This is a genomic window from Klebsiella sp. GN_Kp190 (assembly GCF_040061795.1).
GTDB classification, from domain to species: Bacteria; Pseudomonadota; Gammaproteobacteria; order Enterobacterales; family Enterobacteriaceae; genus Klebsiella; species Klebsiella michiganensis.
In genome coordinates, this window is sequence record NZ_JBEAFN010000007.1 from 72,298 (window position 1) to 91,575 (window position 19,278).

The following is a 19,278-nucleotide window of genomic DNA, read 5'->3' on the forward strand; positions in this document are numbered from 1 at the left end:
TTTTTTGTGCGTGATACGCATTACTTTGTCCTTTCTTGCTGTGTTCAACAAAATGGTCGTTGGCTGATCCCGTGATTATTGTGCGCCAGGCGGCATACAGCCTGGTGAGTACCGGTCATAATCCTCATTGTGAGTAATGTTATACACAGGGAAGAGACGATGAGTGATATAGCATTGACCGTTAGCGTATTGGCGCTGGTGGCGGTCGTCGGATTGTGGATCGGCAATGTAAAAGTGCGCGGTGTCGGCTTCGGTATCGGAGGCGTGCTGTTTGGCGGTATTATCGTCGGCCACTTTGTGGACCAGGCGGGCATTACGCTCAGCAGCCCTATGCTGCACTTTATTCAGGAATTTGGCCTGATTCTCTTCGTGTATACCATCGGTATCCAGGTGGGGCCGGGCTTCTTCGCCTCGCTGCGCGTCTCCGGCCTGCGGCTGAACCTCTTCGCTATTCTGATCGTCATTCTCGGCGGCCTGGTCACCGCGGTCCTGCATAAACTGTTCGATATCCCTCTTCCCGTGGTGCTCGGCATCTTCTCCGGCGCGGTAACCAACACGCCTGCGCTGGGGGCCGGGCAGCAGATCCTGCGCGACCTTGGCGTACCGCTTGATACCGTCGATCAGATGGGGATGAGCTACGCCATGGCCTATCCGTTTGGCATCTGCGGCATTTTGCTGACCATGTGGCTGGTGCGACTGTTTTTCCGCATCAACGTCGAGAAAGAAGCCCAGCAGTTTGACGAGATCAGCGGCAACGGCCACGCGCATCTTCAGACCATCAACGTGCGGGTCGAAAACCCCAACCTGAACAATATGGCGATTCAGGATGTGCCGATGCTTAACAGCGACAAGCTGATCTGCTCGCGCCTCAAGCGTGAGGAGATGCTAATGGTGCCCGCGCCGAATACCCTGATTCAGCTTGGGGACCTGCTGCACCTGGTCGGGCGACCGGAGGATTTACACAATGCCCAGCTGGTGATTGGTAAGGAGGTTTCCACTTCGCTCTCCACGCGCGGTACCGATCTGAAAGTCGAGCGCGTGGTGGTCACTAACGAAAAAGTATTGGGTAAACGCATACGCGATCTGCACTTTAAACAGCGCTATGACGTGGTGATCTCGCGACTCAATCGCGCCGGGGTTGAGCTGGTCGCCAGCAGCCATGCCAGCCTGCAGTTCGGCGATATTCTTAACCTCGTCGGCCGTCCGGAGGCGATTGACGCGGTGGCCGCCGAGCTGGGCAACGCCCAGCAAAAACTGCAGCAGGTGCAGATGCTGCCGGTATTTATCGGTATCGGCCTGGGCGTGCTGCTGGGCTCCATTCCGCTGTTTATTCCGGGGTTCCCGGCGGCGCTGAAGCTGGGCCTGGCAGGGGGGCCGCTGATTATGGCGCTGATCCTCGGGCGTATCGGCAGCATCGGTAAGCTCTACTGGTTTATGCCGCCCAGCGCTAACCTTGCGCTGCGCGAGCTGGGCATTGTGCTGTTTCTCGCGGTGGTTGGCCTGAAATCCGGCGGCGATTTTGTGGCGACGCTGATTGACGGTGATGGCATGAGCTGGATTGTCTACGGCATCTTTATCACCGCTATCCCACTGCTGGCTGTCGGTATTCTGGCGCGGATGCTGGCGAAGATGAACTACCTGACCCTGTGCGGGATGCTGGCCGGTTCAATGACCGACCCGCCCGCGCTGGCCTTTGCCAACAACCTGCATGCCACCAGCGGCGCGGCGGCGCTCTCTTACGCGACCGTTTATCCGCTGGTCATGTTCTTACGTATTATCACGCCGCAGCTACTGGCGGTGCTGTTCTGGGGGATAGGTTAACGGATTCTCCGCCTGGACGCGCCGCAGGTGGTAGTCCACCTGATACTCGCTGGCGTTACGGAACATCACTGAATAGTTAAGAAACTCGCCGCTGTCGCTGTAGGAAAGGGAGGTTATACGCAGCAGCGGCGTCTGCTCCGGCACGTTCATCGACTGCGCCAGCTGCCTGTCCGCCAGCACCGGCGACAGCGTTTCATAGTTGCCGCTAATGGTTATGCCACACTCCTTCTCGATGTAATCGAACTTCGACCCTTCCAGATGCACCAGCGACAGATTGCGAAACAGCTTCACCGGCATATAGCTGTCCTCCAGCATTAGCGGCTTGCCATCGACATAGCGCACCCGGCGCGAGAAGTAGATCCGTTCATCAATTTGTATCCGCAGCAGGCTGGCGATAGCCGGGGGGGCGGGCATCACCTCAAAAACCAATACCCGGCTGACCACCTCTTTACCCTGCTTGCGCAGCACCTCGGCCAGCCCGGTCAGATTGCTGGTTTCATGATGCAGGTCTTTGCGGGCGACGTAGGTGCCGGAGCCGTGCCGACGCACCACCAGTCCCCAGGTGACCAGCAGATCGATGGCTTTGCGGATAGTCATGCGCGCGACGCCGAACTCTTCCGCCAGCTTTTTTTCCCCGGGAAGCGGGCTGCCGACTTCGAAATCGGAGGAGTTGAGGCGCAAACGTAATCTGTCGGCGATGGATTTGTAGATCACCAGTAGACCTCTATTCACTCAGTTGAAAACGATGATGCACGGATTATTAGCTTTAAAAATAGAGTTAATACATATGGATAAATACGCTTCGTTACAGAGGCGTAATCAGCGCAATTCAGAATGTCTAATTTTTACTTAAAAAGTAGACAACATTGGCGCAATTAAAACCATGAAAGCGATCACGAATCGTAACGGCGCCGCATGTTGTTGACCGGGCAAATTTCTATTCTCGTTTCAGGCCAGTACAAATAATTACCCTGAATCATTCACCGCGGTACGTGAAGCATGCCGGGTATGGATAAGGCCACTCACCCTATGAGTTGTTATATGAGGATTTTCAAATGCTCAGTCAAATACAACGCTTTGGCGGCGCCATGTTTACCCCGGTTTTACTCTTTCCTTTCGCCGGGATCGTGGTGGGTATCGCCATTATGCTGCGCAACCCGATGTTCGTCGGGGAAGCGCTCACAGCACCCGATAGTTTATTTGCTCAGATCGTTCACATTGTTGAAGAGGGCGGCTGGACCGTCTTTCGTAATATGCCGCTGATTTTCGCCGTCGGTCTGCCGATCGGCCTGGCGAGACAGGCCCAGGGCCGGGCCTGCCTGGCGGTACTGGTCAGCTTCCTCACCTGGAACTACTTCATCAACGCCATGGGGATGACCTGGGGCCACTTCTTCGGCGTCGATTTTTCCGTTGAACCAACGGCAGGCAGCGGCCTGACGATGATGGCCGGGATTAAAACGCTCGATACCAGCATTATCGGCGCGATCGTTATCTCCGGGCTGGTGACCGCCCTGCATAACCGCTACTTCGATAAACCGCTGCCGGTGTTTCTGGGGATTTTCCAGGGCTCCTCGTTTGTGGTGATTGTCGCCTTCCTGGCGATGATCCCCTGCGCCTGGCTGACCTTGCTGGGCTGGCCAAAAGTGCAGATGGGCATTGAATCGCTGCAGGCCTTCTTACGCTCGGCCGGGGCGCTGGGGGTCTGGGTCTATATTTTCCTCGAGCGCATTCTGATCCCGACCGGTTTACATCACTTTGTCTACGGACCGTTTATTTTCGGCCCGGCGGTAGTGGAAAGCGGTATTCAGGTTTACTGGGCGCAGCATTTACATGAGTTCAGCCAGAGTACCGAGGCGCTGAAAACTCTCTTCCCGGAAGGCGGATTCGCGCTGCACGGTAACTCGAAGGTCTTTGGTTCCGTGGGTATCGCGCTGGCGCTCTACTACACCGCCGCGCCGGAAAATCGCGTGAAAGTCGCCGGTCTGCTGATTCCCGCCACCCTGACCGCCGTACTGGTGGGAATAACCGAGCCGTTAGAGTTCACCTTCCTGTTTATCTCGCCGCTGCTGTTTGCCGTCCATGCGGTGCTGGCGGCCACTATGGCGACGGTGATGTATATCTGCGGCGTGGTAGGCAACTTTGGCGGCGGCCTGCTCGACCAGTTCCTGCCGCAAAACTGGATCCCCATGTTCCACAACCATGCCTCAATGATGTTTATCCAGATAGGCGTTGGCGTGTGCTTCACCGCACTCTACTTCGTCATCTTCCGCACGTTGATTCTGCGCCTGAACCTGAAAACGCCGGGCCGCGAAGAGAGTGAAATTAAGCTCTATAGCAAAGCGGATTACCAGGCCGCGCGCGGCAAAACCAGCGCCGCGGGGGCCGCGGATACCAAACTGGGCCAGGCCGCCGGCTTCCTGCAGGCGCTGGGCGGAGCGGGCAATATCGAAAGCATTAATAACTGCGCCACCCGACTGCGCATCGCGCTGGTCGATATGGCGAAGACGCAAAGCGACGACGTCTTTAAAGCGCTGGGCGCCCACGGCGTAGTCCGCCGCGGCAACGGAATTCAGGTCATCGTCGGCCTGCACGTTCCTCAGGTCCGCGACCAGCTGGAAACCCTCATCAAAGATTCTCTACAGACCGAACAAACCACCATGACGGAGGCAGTATCATGAAAAAATTCTCAGTTGTTATCGCAGGCGGCGGCAGTACCTTCACCCCGGGCATCGTGCTGATGCTGTTAGCGAACCAGGATCGCTTCCCGCTGCGGTCGCTGAAATTTTACGACAACGACGGCGCGCGTCAGGAGACCATCGCCGAGGCGTGCAAAGTGATCCTCAAAGAGCAGGCGCCGGAGATTGAATTCAGCTATACCACCGATCCGCAGGCGGCCTTTACCGACGTTGATTTCGTGATGGCGCATATCCGCGTGGGTAAATACCCGATGCGTGAAAAAGATGAAAAAATTCCGCTGCGCCACGGCGTGCTGGGGCAGGAAACCTGCGGCCCTGGCGGTATCGCCTACGGTATGCGCTCCATCGGCGGCGTCCTGGAGCTGGTGGACTATATGGAAAAATATTCGCCGAACGCCTGGATGCTGAACTACTCCAACCCGGCGGCCATTGTGGCGGAAGCGACCCGTCGCCTGCGTCCGAACGCCAGAATTCTCAACATTTGCGATATGCCGATCGGTATCGAAGGGCGGATGGCGCAAATCGTCGGCCTCAAGGACCGCAAGCAGATGCGCGTGCGCTACTATGGGCTGAACCACTTCGGCTGGTGGACCTCGATTGAAGATCTGCAGGGTAACGATCTGATGCCGAAACTGCGCGAACATGTGGCGAAATTCGGCTATGTTCCGCCATCAAACGATCCCCATACCGAGGCGAGCTGGAACGACACCTTCGCCAAGGCGAAGGACGTGCAGGCGCTGGATCCGGATACGATGCCGAATACTTACCTTAAGTATTATCTGTTCCCGGACTACGTCGTGGCGCACTCCAATCCGGAACGCACCCGCGCCAACGAGGTGATGGATCACCGTGAGAAAAACGTCTTTAGCGCCTGCCGGGCCATTATTGCCGCGGGCCACTCGTCCGCAGGCGATCTGGAAATTGACGAACACGCGTCCTACATCGTCGATCTGGCGGCGGCGATTGCCTTTAATACTCAGGAACGCATGCTGCTGATTGTGCCGAACAACGGGGCGATTCATAACTTTGACGCCGATGCGATGGTGGAAATTCCGTGCCTGGTTGGCCACAACGGACCGGAGCCGTTGACGGTAGGCGATATTCCCCACTTCCAGAAAGGGATGATGAGCCAGCAGGTTGCGGTGGAAAAACTGGTGGTGGATGCCTGGGAACAGCGCTCTTATCACAAGCTGTGGCAGGCCATTGCGCTGTCGAAAACCGTGCCGAGCGCATCCGTTGCGAAAGCGATTCTTGATGACCTGATTGCGGCCAATAAAGCGTACTGGCCGGAACTGCATTAATCCTGCTGACCGGCAGCCACAGGGTGCCGGTTATTCATTTATCGGCCTGATAGCTCGACTTTATACGGTTATCAGGCCTGAGCTTCCTCTGAAACGGGGCGATTATTAATGCCCTCCGCTTTGGCAGTCAGGTAGAATCGGCGGTATTTTACGCAACCGGGAATCCATCAAGGAGTCATGATGAAAATATCCCGCCTTGGTGAAGCGCCGGATTACCGCTTCTCGCTGGCGAATGAACGTACCTTTCTGGCGTGGATCCGCACTTCGCTTGGCTTTTTAGCCGGTGGCGTCGGCCTGGACCAGCTGGCGCCGGATTTCGCTACGCCGCTGATTCGCGAAATTCTGGCGCTGCTGCTGTGCCTGTTTGCCGGCGGTCTGGCGATTTACGGCTATATACGCTGGCTGAGCAACGAAAAGGCGATGCGGCTGAAACAGGATCTTCCCTACACCCGCACGCTGCTGCTGATCAGTATTCTGCTGACCCTCGTCATCGTGGTGGTGATGGCGCTGGTGCTCTATGCCGGATAATCGCCGGGCGCGTCGCGAGAGCGATCCGGGCCTGCAGCCGGAGCGTACGTCGCTGGCCTGGTTTCGCACCCTTTTAGGCTATGGCGCGCTGCTGGCGCTGGCGATTAAGCACCACTGGCATCAGGCGGGGATCGCATTCTGGATTTCGCTGTGCATATTGCCGTTCGCCGCCCTCATCCTCTGGCGCTATACCCGCAGCCGCAATCTGATGAACGTTGAGCAAAGCGATTTTGCTCAGCCGCAGGCGGTTCGTGACAAATTTTTGATCGCATTCGCAGTACTTTCCCTGTCATTGTTGTTTGCTGTAACCCATATACGACAGGTGATTTTGTTTATTAAGGATATGACATGACAGGATGTCAGGCCGATTACGGTGACGATCGGCACTGCGGTAACTGCAAATCGCTGGCGAGCGATCTTCCGGTACAGGAAGTCATTATCGATCGTCAGGCGTGCCAACGCCCCGAGCGTGTCTACCATCAGCTGAGCGCTCAGGGAGCCGTGGCCATCAAGTTTATTCCCCATCTGCAACCTTCCGACGCCCGGCTGTGGGGGGATTTCCTCTGCGCGGTGTTTGCGATTTGGGTTAAAGAAGATGCTAACCGCATCGTCGTGCCGCTGTTTGAGGCCACGCTGCGCGCCTGGCGCGGCGAGTCGGTGCAGTATGCCAACAATCCGCCGGGGCCAGCCTGCGCGGGCTGCGCCTGGCTAAGATTATGCGGTGGGGGCTGCCCGCAGCTGCGTCTGGAGGATGGCTCCAATGCGCTATGCGAGGGTTACCGGCAGTTTTATAGCTGGAGCGCCCCCTATATGCGCGTTCTGCGCGATCTACTCAATCAGCACCGTTCGCCGGTTGAGCTTATGCATCTGCTGCGCTAAAAAATGGCGACGAAAGAAGCTTCGTCGCCATCGCGTTGACCTGACGGGAGGTTTACCGTCCTTTTGCCAGATACTGCGCCATCTCCTCTTCCGGCACCATGCCGCCGCCGGTTGCCCACACAAGGTGGGTCGCATTGCGCATCTGCCCGGCGGTGAAACCGTGCATCTGCTGATACGCCTGGCTGGCGCAGACCCGCTGCGGCCCGGCCATGCCGGCCAGCGCGGACGGCTCCAGGCGAATACCTTCTTCCTCGGCTAACCAACCCAGCATGTCGTACATTGTCTGGTCATCGAGAGAGTAGAACCCATCCAGCAGGCGCTCCATTGCCCTGCCAACGAAACCGGAAGCGCGGCCTACCGCCAGACCGTCCGCGGCGGTCAGATTATCAATTCCCAGATCCTGAACCGAAATCTGGTCATGCAGGCCGGTATAAACCCCCAGCAGCATGCAAGGGGAGTGGGTCGGTTCGGCGAAGAAGCAGTGGACGTTATCGCCAAACGCCAGCTTCAGGCCAAACGCCACGCCGCCGGGGCCGCCGCCAACGCCGCACGGCAGATAAACAAACAGCGGATGACTGGCGTCCACCACGCGCCCTTCGCGGGCAAACTGCGCTTTTAGCCGTTCGCCGGCCACGGAGTAGCCGAGGAACAGGGTGCGCGAGTTCTCATCATCGATAAAGAAGCAGTTCAGGTCGGACTCGGCGGCTTTACGCCCCTGCTCAACCGCCACGCCGTAATCCTCTTCATACTCCACCACCGTCACGCCGTGGCTGCGCAGTTTGGCCTTTTTCCACGCTCTGGCGTCGGCGGACATATGGACCGTCACCTTGAAACCGATGCGCGCGCTCATTATGCCAATCGACATCCCCAGGTTGCCGGTGGAGCCAACGGCGATGCTGTACTGGCTGAAGAACGTCCTGAACTCGGGGGTCAGCAGCTTGCGGTAGTCGTCGGCTGTGTTTAACAATCCCGCGTCGATCGCCAGTTTTTCCGCGTGGGTCAGGACTTCATAAATGCCGCCGCGGGCCTTAATCGAGCCGGAAATCGGCAGGTGGCTGTCTTTCTTCAGCAGCAGATCGCCAGCAATGGGCTGACGAAAGGTTTTTTCCAGCCGGGCCTTCATTGCCGGGATGGCCACCAGCTCGGATTCGATAATACCGCCGGTGGCGGCGGTTTCCGGAAAGGCTTCCGCCAGATAGGGCGCAAAGCGATCGAGGCGGGCGTGGGCGTCCTGAACGTCTTCTGTCGTCAGGCCAACATAGGGTAACCCTTCCGCCAGCGACGTCGTTGACGGGTTAAACCAGGTGGTTTCTTTCAGGGCTATCAGCTCCTCCAGCAGAGGAAACTGGGCGAGTAAAGTGGTCATGTCAGCGTTTTTCATATTACGTCTCTTTGCGCTCAGATGATGAAAGAAAGCAGGAATGTACCGGCCAGTGCAAGCAGCGAAGCGATAAAGGTCGCCGTGGTATAGTATTTGAACGTTTCGTTAAGGCTTGCGCCGCAGTACTGCTTAACCAGCCAGAACAGGGAATCCGTCACGATAGTGCAGCCAATCGCGCCGGAGCCGATGGCGATAGCGATGATTTCCGGGCTCACGCCGGGATAGAGCGGCAGCATCGGCGCGACGATGGCGGTTGCGCCCATCATGGCGACGGTGGCGGAACCGACGGCGGCATGCAGAATCAGCGCCACCAGCCAGGCCAGCAGAATCGGGTGCATATCGAGGTTCGACAGAATCACCGCCAACGTATCGGCCAGGCCGCTGGTCTTCAGAATGGCGTTAAAGGCCCCGCCTGCGCCGATAATCAGCAGGATATTGGCGATAGAACCGAAACAGTTTTCCGTATGCGTCAGCAGGGTGCTCATGCCCATATTCTGGCGGATGCCCAGCACGTAGTAGGCCACAAAGACGGCGATAAACATGGCGGTGATCGGGTTGCCGATAAACTCCAGCAGCATATACAGCGTGCCGCCTTTGGTCATATTCAGTTCGGCGATGGTTTTTACCAGCATCAGGCCGATCGGCAGCAGCACCGTAAACAGCGTGGCGCCCAGCGACGGCAGGGTCTCTTCTTTGCGTACTTCGAGGTTGGCAAACTCAGCCGGCACCGCTTTAAACGGCAGGCGGTTGCCGAGCAGCCGCAGGAACAGCGGGCCGCCGACCAGCGAAGCCAGCAGGCCCACCAGCAGACCGTAAACGATCACCGTTCCGATATCCGCGCCCAGCTTGTTGGCGACGAACAGCGCAGCCGGATGCGGCGGCACCACGCAGTGCACCGCCATCAGCGCCGTACACAGCGGGATGGCCAGCTTCAGCAGCGACGTGTTGGTCTTTTTGGCAATGGAAAATGCCAGCGGAATCAGCAGCACCACGCCCACTTCAACGAACAGGGTGATCCCGCAAATCAGGCCCACCAGCACCATAATGACGTCGGCGGACAGCCAGCGGCAGCGCTGGAGCGTCAGGCCGATACGTTCCGCTGCGCCGGAGACCTCCATCATTTTGCCGAGAATCGTCCCCAGCCCAATCACCGCCGCAAGGAAGCCCAGCGTGCCGCCAATCCCGCTCTCAATGGCGTTAACCATATCCAGCGGGCTCATGCCCATCATGGCGCCGACGAAAAAGCTTGCCAGCAGTAGCGCCAGAAACGGGTGAAACTTCAGTTTGACGATAGTTAATACAATCAACACGATGCTGATCAGCAGCGTGCTCACAACCCAGATCTGAGATTCCATACCCCACCTCGCCTGTGAATAATCTATGGGTATTGAACAGAAAAACGGCACGCGCTGACAAACGATATAAATGGCTCTTCAGGTGAATCAGATTGAATCAAAAAGGTGATTTTGCTCTAAAATTGTCTGTTATGTGTGCTATGCATCACTTTTATTCATCTTTAACGCGCAGCTGGCGCGAAAAATTTCTTACACTCGGCGGGGAATAGTGAAGGAGTAAGAGATGGAGACGCTAAAAGAGTTAGGCACTCGCCTGCTTAACGGCTGGCAGCTATCGAAGCTGTATACCTTTGAAGTCGCCGCCCGGCATGAGTCGTTTGCGCTGGCGGCGGAGGAGCTGTCGCTGACGCCCAGCGCGGTGAGCCACCGTATCAATCAGCTGGAAGAAGAGCTGGGGATCCAGCTGTTTGTGCGCTCGCACCGCAAAGTAGAGCTGACGCATGAAGGTAAGCGGGTGTTCTGGGCGCTGAAGTCCTCGCTGGATAGCCTGAACCAGGAAATTCTGGATATTAAAAACCAGGAGCTGTCGGGGACGTTAACGGTCTATTCGCGCCCGTCCATCGCCCAGTGCTGGCTGGTTCCCGCGCTCGGTGATTTTACCCGCCGCTATCCGTCGATCTCGCTTACCGTGCTGACCGGCAACGATAACGTCAATATGCAGCGCGCGGGCATCGATCTGGCAATCTACTTCGATGATGCGCCTTCCTCGCAGCTGAGCCACCATTTTCTGATGGATGAGGCCATCGTACCGGTCTGCACGGCGGATTACGCGCGCCAGCATCAGCTACAGCAGAACCCCGGCAATCTTCGTCACTGTACGCTGCTGCACGATCGTCAGGCGTGGAGCAACGATTCCGGCACCGATGAGTGGTTCAGCTGGGCGCAGACATTTTGCGTAGATTTGCCGCAATCGTCGGGTATTGGCTTCGATCGTTCGGATTTAGCGGTGATTGCCGCGATGAATCACGTTGGCGTGGCGATGGGGCGTAAGCGGCTGGTGCAAAAGCGCCTGGAGAGCGGCGAGCTGATCGCACCGTTCGGCGAGATGACCCTGAAGTGCCATCAGCACTACTACGTGACGACCCTGCCGGGCCGTCAGTGGCCGAAAATTGACGCCTTTATCCACTGGCTGCAGAGTCAGGCGCAATTATGATGACCGGCTTAGTTTCATCCCGGTGGCGCTGCGCTGACCGGGCTACGGGTTTACCTCCGTTTGCGGGCCGGTAGCCCGGACAGGCGCGTCAGGCGCCGCCTCCGGGAAATATGCCGGGGCTGATAATTCGCCACCGCTTCCCGGCTTGCGCTGCGCTTAGCCGGGCTACGGGTTCATCGGCGTCCGTCATTTTGTAGCCCGGGTAAGACGCCCCGCGTCGCGACCCGGGGAACCCGCAATGAAGCCTTAAACCGGCTGCTGGTGTTGATGAAAGCGCGACGCCAGCGGCAGCCAGCACAGCAGAATCAGCAATCCCATCAGCATCATCAGCAGGCCGAGGCTGCCCTGACCGGTTTGCGGCATCATCGCCGACAGCCACGCCAGCACGCCGGAACCGATATTCTGCAGCCCGCCCACCAGCGCCCCGGCGGTGCCGGCGAGGAACGGGAAGGGCTCCATCGCGCCGCTGGTCGCCAGCGGAAACAGCATCCCCGCGCCAAAAAAGAATAGCGCGGCGGGAACCAGCAGGGTCCAGACGGTCATCACGCCCAGCAGGCCAGGGATCCACATCAGCACCCCCGCCAGCAGGCAGCAAATCACCGACTGCCACATCAGCGTCGGGAAGCGTTTGTTCGGCCGGCCGGCAAACCAGGCGCCAAAGAACGCCGCCGGGATCGGCAGAATAAACAGAATGCTGACCGACATACTGCTCAGACCCAGTACCGCGCCCATCAGCACGCCGGAACAGGCTTCGAACACGGCAATGCCCGCCAGGCCGCCGATCAGCATCAGCAGATAGCAGTTGAATGCGCCGGTACCGAACAGCGTTTTATAGTTGGTGATGAGCCGGGTACGCGGCGCGCCGGTGGGTCGGGTTTCCGGCATCCAGCGCGCCATGCTGAAGGTGACGCCGGCGCAAAGTACCAGCAGAAATACGAAGCAGGCCCGCCAGTTCCATAAGGTATCGAGAATGCCGCCAATCAGCGGCGCGAGCAGCGGGCTAACCAGAATCCCCATATTCAGCAGGCTATTGGCGTGCCTGAGCTGCGCCCCTTCATACAGATCGCGCGGCAGGGTTCGCGCCATCACGCCGCCGACGCCGGTACCCATCCCCTGCATTGCGCTGGCGGCAATCAGCACCGGCAGGCTATGGGTGGTAATGGCAACCAGCGTCGCCAGCATAAAAATGGACATTCCCACCAGTATCACCGGGCGGCGGCCAACGCGATCGGAGAGCGGGCCGTAGAAAAGCTGCGAGACGCCGTAGGTCAGCAGATAAGCGGCCATCACGCTCTGCACCGCGCCTTCGCGAACGTTGAGCGCTATCGCCATATCGGCAATCGCCGGAATATAAATGGTCTGCGCCATCTGGCCTACGGCCACCAGCAGCACCAGCATCAACAACAAATTGAAGTTCTTATGCCGTTTCATGTCGATGAATACTTTGTATAAAGTTGGAGATGAAGAATATGTGACTGGCACACCCGCTAAATGATGGAGGAATCTACCACATAAAAATGACAGAACAACCCTGTAAGGGGGGATTGTCGGGGATGCTCAGGCAGGTTTTGTAAACGAAAGTCGGCAACTAATGTTGCCATGTGTGGATTACGACAGCCGCAGCAGAATCGCCCCGGCGGCAATGCCGCAGGCGGCGGCGATGCGCAATGGAACTACCTTCTCTTTCAACAGGATAAACGCGATAACCGCGCCAAAAAGAATCGAGGTTTCGCGCAGGGCGGCCACCACCGCCAGCGGCGCCTGGGTCATTGCCCACAGCGCCAGGCCATAGGAGCCCATGGTACCGACGCCGCCGACCATGCCTTTCTTCCAGTGCTGGCGTAAATAGCGGCTGGCCTGCGGGCGCCGGGCAATCATCGCCCAGCCCAGCAGACAGAAGCCGTTCATAAAAAAGGTCCACAGGGTATAGCCCAGCGCGGTTTCTGAAAGCCGCACCCCGGTTCCGTCAACCAGCGTGTAGCCCGCAATGAAGCAGGCGTTGATCAGCGCCAGTACGATACCCCGGCTCGAACTGGCGCGCCCGTTAAAGGCTATCGCCAGAATCGCCAGGCAGATGACGCCGATGCCCAGCCACGCCAGCGGGGAGAGAGTGTCGCCAAGAAAGGCGACGCTGATTATCGCCACCAGTAGCGGGGCGGTCCCGCGCATCAGCGGATAGGTCTGGCTCATATCCGAGACCTGATAGGTTTTTGCCACCAGCACCGTATACACCACCTGTAGCGCGCAGGAGACGGCGAGAAACGGCACGCTGGCGAGCGAGGGTTGGGGGGCAAAAGGGAGCAGAACCAGGGCGATGAGCGAGGCAGAGCCGCTAACGCCTACCGCTGCGTACATTTTATCGCCGCTGGCTTTAACGATAGCGTTCCAGCTGGCGTGAAGCAGGGCGGCGAACAGCAAAATACAGAATACGGTAATGGTCATTGCGGCCTGGCGCTGGGGAATAAATCGTCAACGGACTGTAACATGCGCACTCTTCAGCAGCCAGCGGCGGCTAGAGCGAACAGAACAGACGATGGGTGACCCGGGGTTCATCATATATCGGGCGAAATCCCAGATTTTCATAAAATGACCAGGCCGTTGACGGCGCATGGGTGTTGAGAAAATCAAAGCTGCTGCCGGAGTGGGTGATAACCGAGACCAGCAGCTGATGCCCGATCCCCTGCCGACGATGGCGCTCGGCGATATACAAATGGCGGATGCGACCGGCCCGCGGCTGCTGGCTAAAAGGATCGATGTTAAGCCCGCACACGCCGACCAGCTGCCCGTGCGCAAAAGCCCCCAGCAGCTTTTCTCCCGGCGCGTTAAAACGGTTTTCCCCGTTCTGCCAGTTCTCCGCCAGGCGACGCAGCATGTTCAGGTTTTGCGCCAGGCTTTCGGCGCGGAGTGCCGAAAAACCGGGTTCGTCCGGGGTGATAGCGGCGATCAACAACGGTGCCATAATTTTTCTCCGTCAGGTTAGCCTGTAGAGGGGCGGTTTCCCGCCCCTCTCAGGTGCGACTTGAACCTGAATCAGCGGAACTGCTTCAGGACTGCATCAAGTAGTTGCAAAACGGCAACCATGAGTTTCAGGATCAGAACAACGATATCCACTCCGCCCATACGCGTCTCCTCTGGTTCAGGAGCACAACCGGCTGGCGTACCTTTCCGCCGCCTGTTGCCAGCCAGGGTATACCCGTCATATTCAGGCGCCACCTGCCGGTGGCGGACTCAATAATTCGGGGTATTTGTTGACGTAACACAGTGTGCTCTTCTGGGGTTAAGGCGCTGACGGCACCACCCGTTTCAGCCAGGACTTTTTTGCGCCGGTAAAAGTGCGGCCCCAGATTCCCCCTGCGTACCCCCTCAGTATAGAATGAATACTGTATATATGAACAGTATTTTTTGGACAAATTTGTATACGCGATCCATACTCTAAATCAGCAAAAACCATCGTGAAAATTGCGCCTTCTTCCCCGATCGCGTATACTTTTTTCGTTGACGTAATACAGTGTGCTTGCGGCTACCAACCGTAAAAACACCGAACAGAAAACCTCGCCGCGGCGGGGTTTTTTGTTTTTATCCCGCCGCAAATTAATGTGATCTTCCGCGCAGTTTCTCCTGGTTGAAAATAAATCCATTGTGAAATGACAAAAGCTGTGTTTGTATAAATTCATTCCCTTTTTTGAGACAACAGGTCCCTCATGAACGCTACCACGCTGACTTCGACCCTACTACTAACCGCGCCTGCCGCGGTGGTCGTCGTGTCTGTGGTGGTCGTCGTCGGCAACGCGCCGTAGGGTCCGGAACAACACGAATTCCAAACCCCGCCGGCGCAAACCGAGCGGGGTTTTTCGTTTCATGCCCCCCGGTAAGTCGGCCCAGAATAAAAGGACTGGAGCATGGCAAGTTCGGGCACAACATCACAAAAAATGCGCTTCACTGGCGCACAGTTAGTCGTTCATTTACTGGAGCGTCAGGGGATCACCACGCTCAGCGGCATTCCGGGCGGCTCCATCCTTCCCATTTACGATGCGTTAAGCCAAAGCACGCAGATCCGCCATATTCTGGCGCGTCACGAGCAGGGCGCGGGGTTTATTGCCCAGGGCATGGCGCGCACCGAGGGCAAACCGGCGGTGTGTATGGCCTGTAGCGGCCCGGGAGCCACTAACCTGATCACCGCTATCGCCGACGCCCGTCTGGATTCGATTCCGCTGGTGTGCATTACCGGCCAGGTTCCGGCCTCAATGATCGGCACCGACGCTTTCCAGGAAGTCGACACCTACGGTATCTCTATCCCCATCACGAAACATAACTATCTGGTACGCAACATTGCTGAGCTGCCGCAGGTGATAAGCGACGCGTTTCGCATCGCGCAGTCCGGGCGACCAGGGCCGGTGTGGATAGATATTCCTAAGGATGTTCAGGCCGCGACCATTGAGCTTGACGCCCTGCCGGAACCCGGCGCCCGTACGGCGCCTCCGACGTTCGATAGCGCCAGCGTGCGTGAAGCGGCGGCGATGATTAACGCCGCGCAGCGTCCGGTGCTCTATCTGGGCGGTGGGGTGATCAACGCGCCTGAGCCCATTCGGCAACTGGCGGAAAAAGCCAACCTGCCAACCACCCAGACCCTGATGGCGCTGGGGATGCTGCCGAAAGCGCATCCGCTGTCGCTGGGCATGCTGGGGATGCACGGCGCGCGCAGCACCAATTTTATTTTGCAAGAGGCTGATTTATTGGTTGTTTTAGGCGCCCGTTTTGATGACCGGGCGATTGGTAAAACCGAGCAGTTCTGCCCGAACGCGAAAATTATCCACGTTGATATCGACCGCTCTGAGCTGGGTAAAATCAAACAGCCTCACGTGGCGATTCAGGGCGATGTTGGCGAAGTGCTGGCGCAGCTGATCCCGCAGGTCGAGGCGCAGCCGCGCAGCGAATGGCTGCAGCTGGTGGCCGATCTGCAGCGGGAGTTCCCCTGCACCATTCCGCAGGAGCAAGACCCGCTTACCCACTATGGCCTGATTAACGCCGTTGCCGCCTGCGTTGACGATGAGGCAATCGTGACTACCGACGTCGGCCAGCACCAGATGTGGGTCGCACAGGCGTATCCGCTCAACCGTCCGCGCCAGTGGCTGACCTCCGGCGGCCTCGGCACCATGGGCTTTGGTCTGCCTGCCGCGGTAGGCGCGGCGCTGGCTAACCCGCAGCGCAAGGTCATCTGCTTCTCCGGCGACGGCAGCCTGATGATGAACATTCAGGAAATGGCTACCGCGGCGGAAAATCAGCTGGACGTAAAAATCATCCTGATGAATAACGAAGCGCTGGGGCTGGTTCACCAGCAGCAGAGCCTGTTCTATAAGCAGGGCGTGTTCGCCGCGACCTATCCTGGCATGGTCAACTTTATGCAGATCGCCGCCGGTTTTGGTCTGCAAACCTGTGATTTAAATAACGAAGCCGATCCGCAGGCGGCGCTGCAGGCGATTATCGACCGCCCGGGTCCGGCGCTGATCCACGTGCGTATCGATGCCGAAGAAAAAGTGTATCCGATGGTACCGCCGGGTGCGGCCAATACTGAAATGGTGGGGGAATAAGCCATGCAACAAGCGACTCATGAAAACGTTATTCTACAGCTCACCGTGCGCAACCACCCTGGCGTGATGACCCACGTTTGCGGCCTGTTTGCCCGCCGCGCATTTAACGTGGAAGGCATTCTTTGTCTGCCGATCCCGGACAGCAACCAGAGCCGCATCTGGCTACTGGTCAACGACGATCAGCGCCTCGGGCAGATGATTAGCCAGATCGAAAAGCTGGAAGACGTTGAGAAGGTGGTGCGCAATCAGTCCGATCCCTCCATGTTCAGCAAAATCGCGGTGTTCTTCGAATAATCGCTCGCGGCTTGATCCGCGGCGCGCGATAAACAAAATCACTCAAGCCGCATCAGGGCGGCAACTCTGAGAATCCCCCGGGAGCTGACTGAAGTCAGTGACTGGGGGGAACAGAGGCAGCTTGAAGGATGACGTTTATACCGTTAAGGTAAGCGCGTTTTTTATCCTCCCCAGGAATCGCCATGACCACAATCGCCCTTATTGACGATCATCTTATCGTCCGCTCCGGCTTTGCCCAGCTGCTGGGGCTGGAAGCCGATTTTCAGGTCGTCGCCGAATTCGGTTCCGGGCGCGAAGCGCTGGCGGGGCTGCCCGGCCGCGGCGTGCAGGTCTGTATCTGCGATATCTCGATGCCGGATATCTCCGGGCTTGAGCTGTTAAGCCAGCTACCGAAAGGGATGGCGATCGTGATGCTGTCGGTGCACGACAGCCCGGCGCTGGTGGAGCAGGCGCTGAACGCCGGCGCGCGCGGCTTTCTCTCCAAGCGCTGCAGCCCGGATGAGCTGATCGCCGCCGTCCGCACCGTGGCGGCCGGCGGCTGCTACCTGACGCCGGATATCGCCATGAAGCTGGCGGCCGGGCGACGAGACCCGCTCACCAAACGCGAACGCGAGGTGGCGGAAAAGCTGGCGCAGGGGATGGCGGTAAAAGAGATTGCCGCCGAGCTGGGCCTGTCGCCAAAAACCGTGCACGTTCATCGCGCCAATCTGCTGGAAAAGCTGGGCGTCAGCAACGACGTCGAGCTGGCGCGCCGCATGTTCGATAGCTGGCAATGAACGCCTTTCTCTCCCGGCTGCTCTCGGTTATCGGCTGTTGCTTTATCTTTTCCGCCGCGTGGTTTTGCCTGTGGAGCATCAGCCTGCACCTGGTGGAGCGTGCCGATCTTGCGGTGCTGCTTTTCCCCTTTGGCCTGCGTCTTGGCCTGATGCTGCAGTGTCCGCGCGGCTACTGGCCGGTTCTGCTGGGCGCTGAGTGGCTGCTGATCTTCTGGCTGGCGCAGGAAGTGGCGCTGGCGCACCCGATAATATTGATGACCGGAAGCCTGTTGACCCTGCTGCCGGTGGCGCTGATTTCGCGCTATCGTCAGCAGCGCGACTGGCTCACCCTGCTGCGCCAGGGAGGGGCGCTGATCGCCGCTGCGCTGCTTCAGTCGCTGCCGTGGCTGCCGGAAGGCAAGGAGGGGCTGAACGCGCTGCTGCTGACCCTGACCGGCGGCCTGACGCTGGCGCCTACCTGCCTGGTTATCTGGCACTACCTTACCAGTACCGTCTGGCGGCCGCTGGGGCCATCGCTGGTCTCGCAGCCGGTAAACTGGCGCGGGCGGCATCTTATCTGGTACCTGCTGCTGTTCAGCGTCAGCCTCTGGCTCCAGCTGGGGCTGCCCGCCGAGCTCTCGCGATTTACGCCCTTCTGCCTGGCGCTGCCTATTATCGCCCTGGCCTGGCACTACGGCTGGCAGGGCGCGCTGATCGCGACCCTGATGAACGCCATCGCGCTGATTGCCAGCCAGAGCTGGCACGATCATCCGGTGGATTTGCTGCTTTCGCTGCTGGCGCAAAGCCTGACGGGCCTGCTGCTGGGCGCCGGCATTCAGCGGCTGCGCGAGCTGAACCAGTCGCTGCAAAACGAGCTGGTGCGTAACCAGCGGCTGGCGGAACGCCTGCTGGAAACCGAAGAGAGCGTGCGCCGCGAGGTGGCCCGCGAGCTGCACGATGATATCGGCCAGACCATCACCGCCATCCGTACTCAGGCGGGGATCGTCCAGCGTCTGGCGCCCAACAGCGCCAGCGTCAGGCAGAGCGGCCAGCTGATTGAGCAGCTTTCGCTCGGCGTCTATGATTCGGTACGCCGCCTGCTGGGCCGTCTGCGCCCGCGCCAGCTGGACGACCTGACGCTTGAACAGGCGGTGCGTTCGCTGATGCGCGAAATGGAGCTGGAGGACCGCGGTATGGTCAGCCATCTGGCGTGGCGTATTGATGAGTCGCTGCTGAGCGAAAACCAGCGCGTCACCCTGTTCCGCGTCTGCCAGGAAGGGCTGAATAATATCGTCAAACACGCCAGCGCCAGCACCGTCACGCTGCAGGGCTGGCAGCAGGAGCAGCGGCTGATGCTGGTGCTGGAGGACGACGGCTGCGGCCTGCCGCCGGGCTCCGGTCAGCAGGGCTTCGGCCTGACCGGCATGCGCGAGCGCGTCAGCGCGCTGGGCGGCACCTTAACCATCTCCTGCACCCACGGCACCCGCGTTTGCGTCAGCCTGCCGCTGCGCTACGCCTGAGGAGCGA

General features: G+C 58.7%; 19 protein-coding genes. 12 read left to right on the top strand and 7 right to left on the bottom strand.

Going from position 1 to position 19,278, the window contains the following annotated elements; translation table 11 throughout:
- Window positions 1-159 precede the first annotated feature (159 nt).
- Window positions 160-1,821, top strand: coding sequence for a putative transporter (locus ABLU67_RS05245; protein ID WP_004855675.1), 1,662 nt, complete (start codon window positions 160-162; stop codon window positions 1,819-1,821).
- On the opposite strand, the gene ABLU67_RS05250 is transcribed toward ABLU67_RS05245, so the two are convergent.
- Window positions 1,789-2,535 carry a GntR family transcriptional regulator gene (locus ABLU67_RS05250; RefSeq protein ID WP_014227323.1) on the bottom strand — a complete coding sequence of 249 codons (747 nt, stop codon included), beginning with the start codon at window positions 2,533-2,535 and terminating at the stop codon, window positions 1,789-1,791. The two genes, ABLU67_RS05245 and ABLU67_RS05250, sit on opposite strands and share 33 nt — an antisense overlap.
- 341 nt (window positions 2,536-2,876) lie before the next feature.
- Between ABLU67_RS05250 and ABLU67_RS05255 the strand changes: the two genes are divergently transcribed.
- From ABLU67_RS05255 to ABLU67_RS05275, 5 genes are all read left to right on the top strand, one after another.
- Complete coding sequence (locus tag ABLU67_RS05255) at window positions 2,877-4,499, top strand: alpha-glucoside-specific PTS transporter subunit IIBC (RefSeq protein WP_048262957.1); 1,623 nt, start codon at window positions 2,877-2,879, stop codon at window positions 4,497-4,499.
- Window positions 4,496-5,818, top strand: a complete 1,323-nt coding sequence (locus ABLU67_RS05260; protein WP_004855669.1) for a 6-phospho-alpha-glucosidase — start codon at window positions 4,496-4,498, stop codon at window positions 5,816-5,818. The genes ABLU67_RS05255 and ABLU67_RS05260 overlap by 4 nt, the downstream gene beginning before the upstream one ends.
- A gap of 180 nt (window positions 5,819-5,998) precedes the next feature.
- On the top strand, window positions 5,999-6,346 hold the full coding sequence (locus ABLU67_RS05265; RefSeq protein WP_004855665.1) for a DUF202 domain-containing protein: 348 nt from the start codon (window positions 5,999-6,001) through the stop codon (window positions 6,344-6,346).
- Entirely contained in the window at window positions 6,336-6,698 is a 363-nt protein-coding gene (locus tag ABLU67_RS05270) for a DUF202 domain-containing protein (RefSeq protein WP_014227322.1), read from the top strand. The genes ABLU67_RS05265 and ABLU67_RS05270 overlap by 11 nt, the downstream gene beginning before the upstream one ends.
- Complete coding sequence (locus ABLU67_RS05275) at window positions 6,695-7,225, top strand: radical SAM protein (protein ID WP_004855659.1); 531 nt, start codon at window positions 6,695-6,697, stop codon at window positions 7,223-7,225. Before ABLU67_RS05270 ends, ABLU67_RS05275 begins: the two co-directional genes overlap by 4 nt.
- A gap of 52 nt (window positions 7,226-7,277) precedes the next feature.
- Here ABLU67_RS05275 and dsdA read toward each other — a convergent pair whose 3' ends face one another.
- Both dsdA and dsdX read right to left on the bottom strand, forming a co-directional pair.
- Window positions 7,278-8,606: a D-serine ammonia-lyase gene (gene dsdA, locus ABLU67_RS05280; RefSeq protein WP_348852188.1), complete on the bottom strand. Its 1,329-nt coding sequence runs from the start codon at window positions 8,604-8,606 to the stop codon at window positions 7,278-7,280.
- Between the two features lie 17 nt (window positions 8,607-8,623).
- The gene (gene dsdX / locus ABLU67_RS05285; protein ID WP_004116631.1) at window positions 8,624-9,961 is read right to left on the bottom strand and encodes a D-serine transporter DsdX; all 1,338 of its coding nucleotides are present in this window, start codon (window positions 9,959-9,961) and stop codon (window positions 8,624-8,626) included.
- Between the two features lie 223 nt (window positions 9,962-10,184).
- On the opposite strand from dsdX, the gene dsdC reads away from it, so the two are divergent.
- On the top strand, window positions 10,185-11,114 hold the full coding sequence (dsdC, locus tag ABLU67_RS05290) for a DNA-binding transcriptional regulator DsdC (RefSeq protein ID WP_009654317.1): 930 nt from the start codon (window positions 10,185-10,187) through the stop codon (window positions 11,112-11,114).
- 246 nt (window positions 11,115-11,360) lie between these two features.
- Here the strand turns inward: dsdC and emrD are convergent, their stop codons facing one another.
- From emrD to tisB, 4 genes are all read right to left on the bottom strand, one after another.
- Complete coding sequence (gene emrD, locus ABLU67_RS05295) at window positions 11,361-12,545, bottom strand: multidrug efflux MFS transporter EmrD (protein WP_103815133.1); 1,185 nt, start codon at window positions 12,543-12,545, stop codon at window positions 11,361-11,363.
- Window positions 12,546-12,722: 177 nt separating this feature from the next.
- Complete coding sequence (locus tag ABLU67_RS05300) at window positions 12,723-13,556, bottom strand: DMT family transporter (RefSeq protein WP_348852189.1); 834 nt, start codon at window positions 13,554-13,556, stop codon at window positions 12,723-12,725.
- Window positions 13,557-13,626: 70 nt separating this feature from the next.
- The gene (locus tag ABLU67_RS05305) at window positions 13,627-14,073 is read right to left on the bottom strand and encodes a GNAT family N-acetyltransferase (protein WP_004855646.1); all 447 of its coding nucleotides are present in this window, start codon (window positions 14,071-14,073) and stop codon (window positions 13,627-13,629) included.
- Window positions 14,074-14,144: 71 nt separating this feature from the next.
- Entirely contained in the window at window positions 14,145-14,234 is a 90-nt protein-coding gene (gene tisB, locus ABLU67_RS05310; protein ID WP_004107126.1) for a type I toxin-antitoxin system toxin TisB, read from the bottom strand.
- Between the two features lie 581 nt (window positions 14,235-14,815).
- On the opposite strand from tisB, the gene ivbL reads away from it, so the two are divergent.
- The 5 genes from ivbL (at window position 14,816) to uhpB (ending at window position 19,271) form a co-directional block, all read left to right on the top strand.
- Complete coding sequence (gene ivbL, locus ABLU67_RS05315) at window positions 14,816-14,911, top strand: ilvB operon leader peptide IvbL (RefSeq protein WP_004107123.1); 96 nt, start codon at window positions 14,816-14,818, stop codon at window positions 14,909-14,911.
- Window positions 14,912-15,013: 102 nt separating this feature from the next.
- Window positions 15,014-16,702, top strand: a complete 1,689-nt coding sequence (gene ilvB / locus ABLU67_RS05320; RefSeq protein WP_348852190.1) for an acetolactate synthase large subunit — start codon at window positions 15,014-15,016, stop codon at window positions 16,700-16,702.
- Window positions 16,703-16,705: 3 nt separating this feature from the next.
- The gene (gene ilvN, locus ABLU67_RS05325) at window positions 16,706-16,996 is read left to right on the top strand and encodes an acetolactate synthase small subunit (RefSeq protein ID WP_004855635.1); all 291 of its coding nucleotides are present in this window, start codon (window positions 16,706-16,708) and stop codon (window positions 16,994-16,996) included.
- 182 nt (window positions 16,997-17,178) lie between these two features.
- Window positions 17,179-17,772, top strand: a complete 594-nt coding sequence (gene uhpA / locus ABLU67_RS05330) for a transcriptional regulator UhpA (RefSeq protein WP_004107112.1) — start codon at window positions 17,179-17,181, stop codon at window positions 17,770-17,772.
- A 17-nt stretch (window positions 17,773-17,789) separates the two neighbouring features.
- On the top strand, window positions 17,790-19,271 hold the full coding sequence (uhpB, locus tag ABLU67_RS05335) for a signal transduction histidine-protein kinase/phosphatase UhpB (RefSeq protein WP_301719264.1): 1,482 nt from the start codon (window positions 17,790-17,792) through the stop codon (window positions 19,269-19,271).
- Window positions 19,272-19,278 lie beyond the last annotated feature (7 nt).

Coding starts and splice junctions, on each gene's coding strand:
- ilvB (WP_348852190.1), top strand. CDS start 15,014: ATGGCAAGTTCGGGCACAACATCACAAAAAATGCGCTTCACTGGCGCA.
- emrD (WP_103815133.1), bottom strand. CDS start 12,545: ATGAAACGGCATAAGAACTTCAATTTGTTGTTGATGCTGGTGCTGCTG.
- ilvN (WP_004855635.1), top strand. CDS start 16,706: ATGCAACAAGCGACTCATGAAAACGTTATTCTACAGCTCACCGTGCGC.
- ABLU67_RS05300 (WP_348852189.1), bottom strand. CDS start 13,556: ATGACCATTACCGTATTCTGTATTTTGCTGTTCGCCGCCCTGCTTCAC.
- dsdA (WP_348852188.1), bottom strand. CDS start 8,606: ATGAAAAACGCTGACATGACCACTTTACTCGCCCAGTTTCCTCTGCTG.
- dsdX (WP_004116631.1), bottom strand. CDS start 9,961: ATGGAATCTCAGATCTGGGTTGTGAGCACGCTGCTGATCAGCATCGTG.
- ABLU67_RS05275 (WP_004855659.1), top strand. CDS start 6,695: ATGACAGGATGTCAGGCCGATTACGGTGACGATCGGCACTGCGGTAAC.
- dsdC (WP_009654317.1), top strand. CDS start 10,185: ATGGAGACGCTAAAAGAGTTAGGCACTCGCCTGCTTAACGGCTGGCAG.
- ABLU67_RS05245 (WP_004855675.1), top strand. CDS start 160: ATGAGTGATATAGCATTGACCGTTAGCGTATTGGCGCTGGTGGCGGTC.
- ABLU67_RS05265 (WP_004855665.1), top strand. CDS start 5,999: ATGAAAATATCCCGCCTTGGTGAAGCGCCGGATTACCGCTTCTCGCTG.
- ABLU67_RS05255 (WP_048262957.1), top strand. CDS start 2,877: ATGCTCAGTCAAATACAACGCTTTGGCGGCGCCATGTTTACCCCGGTT.
- ABLU67_RS05260 (WP_004855669.1), top strand. CDS start 4,496: ATGAAAAAATTCTCAGTTGTTATCGCAGGCGGCGGCAGTACCTTCACC.
- uhpA (WP_004107112.1), top strand. CDS start 17,179: ATGACCACAATCGCCCTTATTGACGATCATCTTATCGTCCGCTCCGGC.
- ABLU67_RS05270 (WP_014227322.1), top strand. CDS start 6,336: ATGCCGGATAATCGCCGGGCGCGTCGCGAGAGCGATCCGGGCCTGCAG.
- ABLU67_RS05305 (WP_004855646.1), bottom strand. CDS start 14,073: ATGGCACCGTTGTTGATCGCCGCTATCACCCCGGACGAACCCGGTTTT.
- tisB (WP_004107126.1), bottom strand. CDS start 14,234: ATGGGCGGAGTGGATATCGTTGTTCTGATCCTGAAACTCATGGTTGCC.
- ivbL (WP_004107123.1), top strand. CDS start 14,816: ATGAACGCTACCACGCTGACTTCGACCCTACTACTAACCGCGCCTGCC.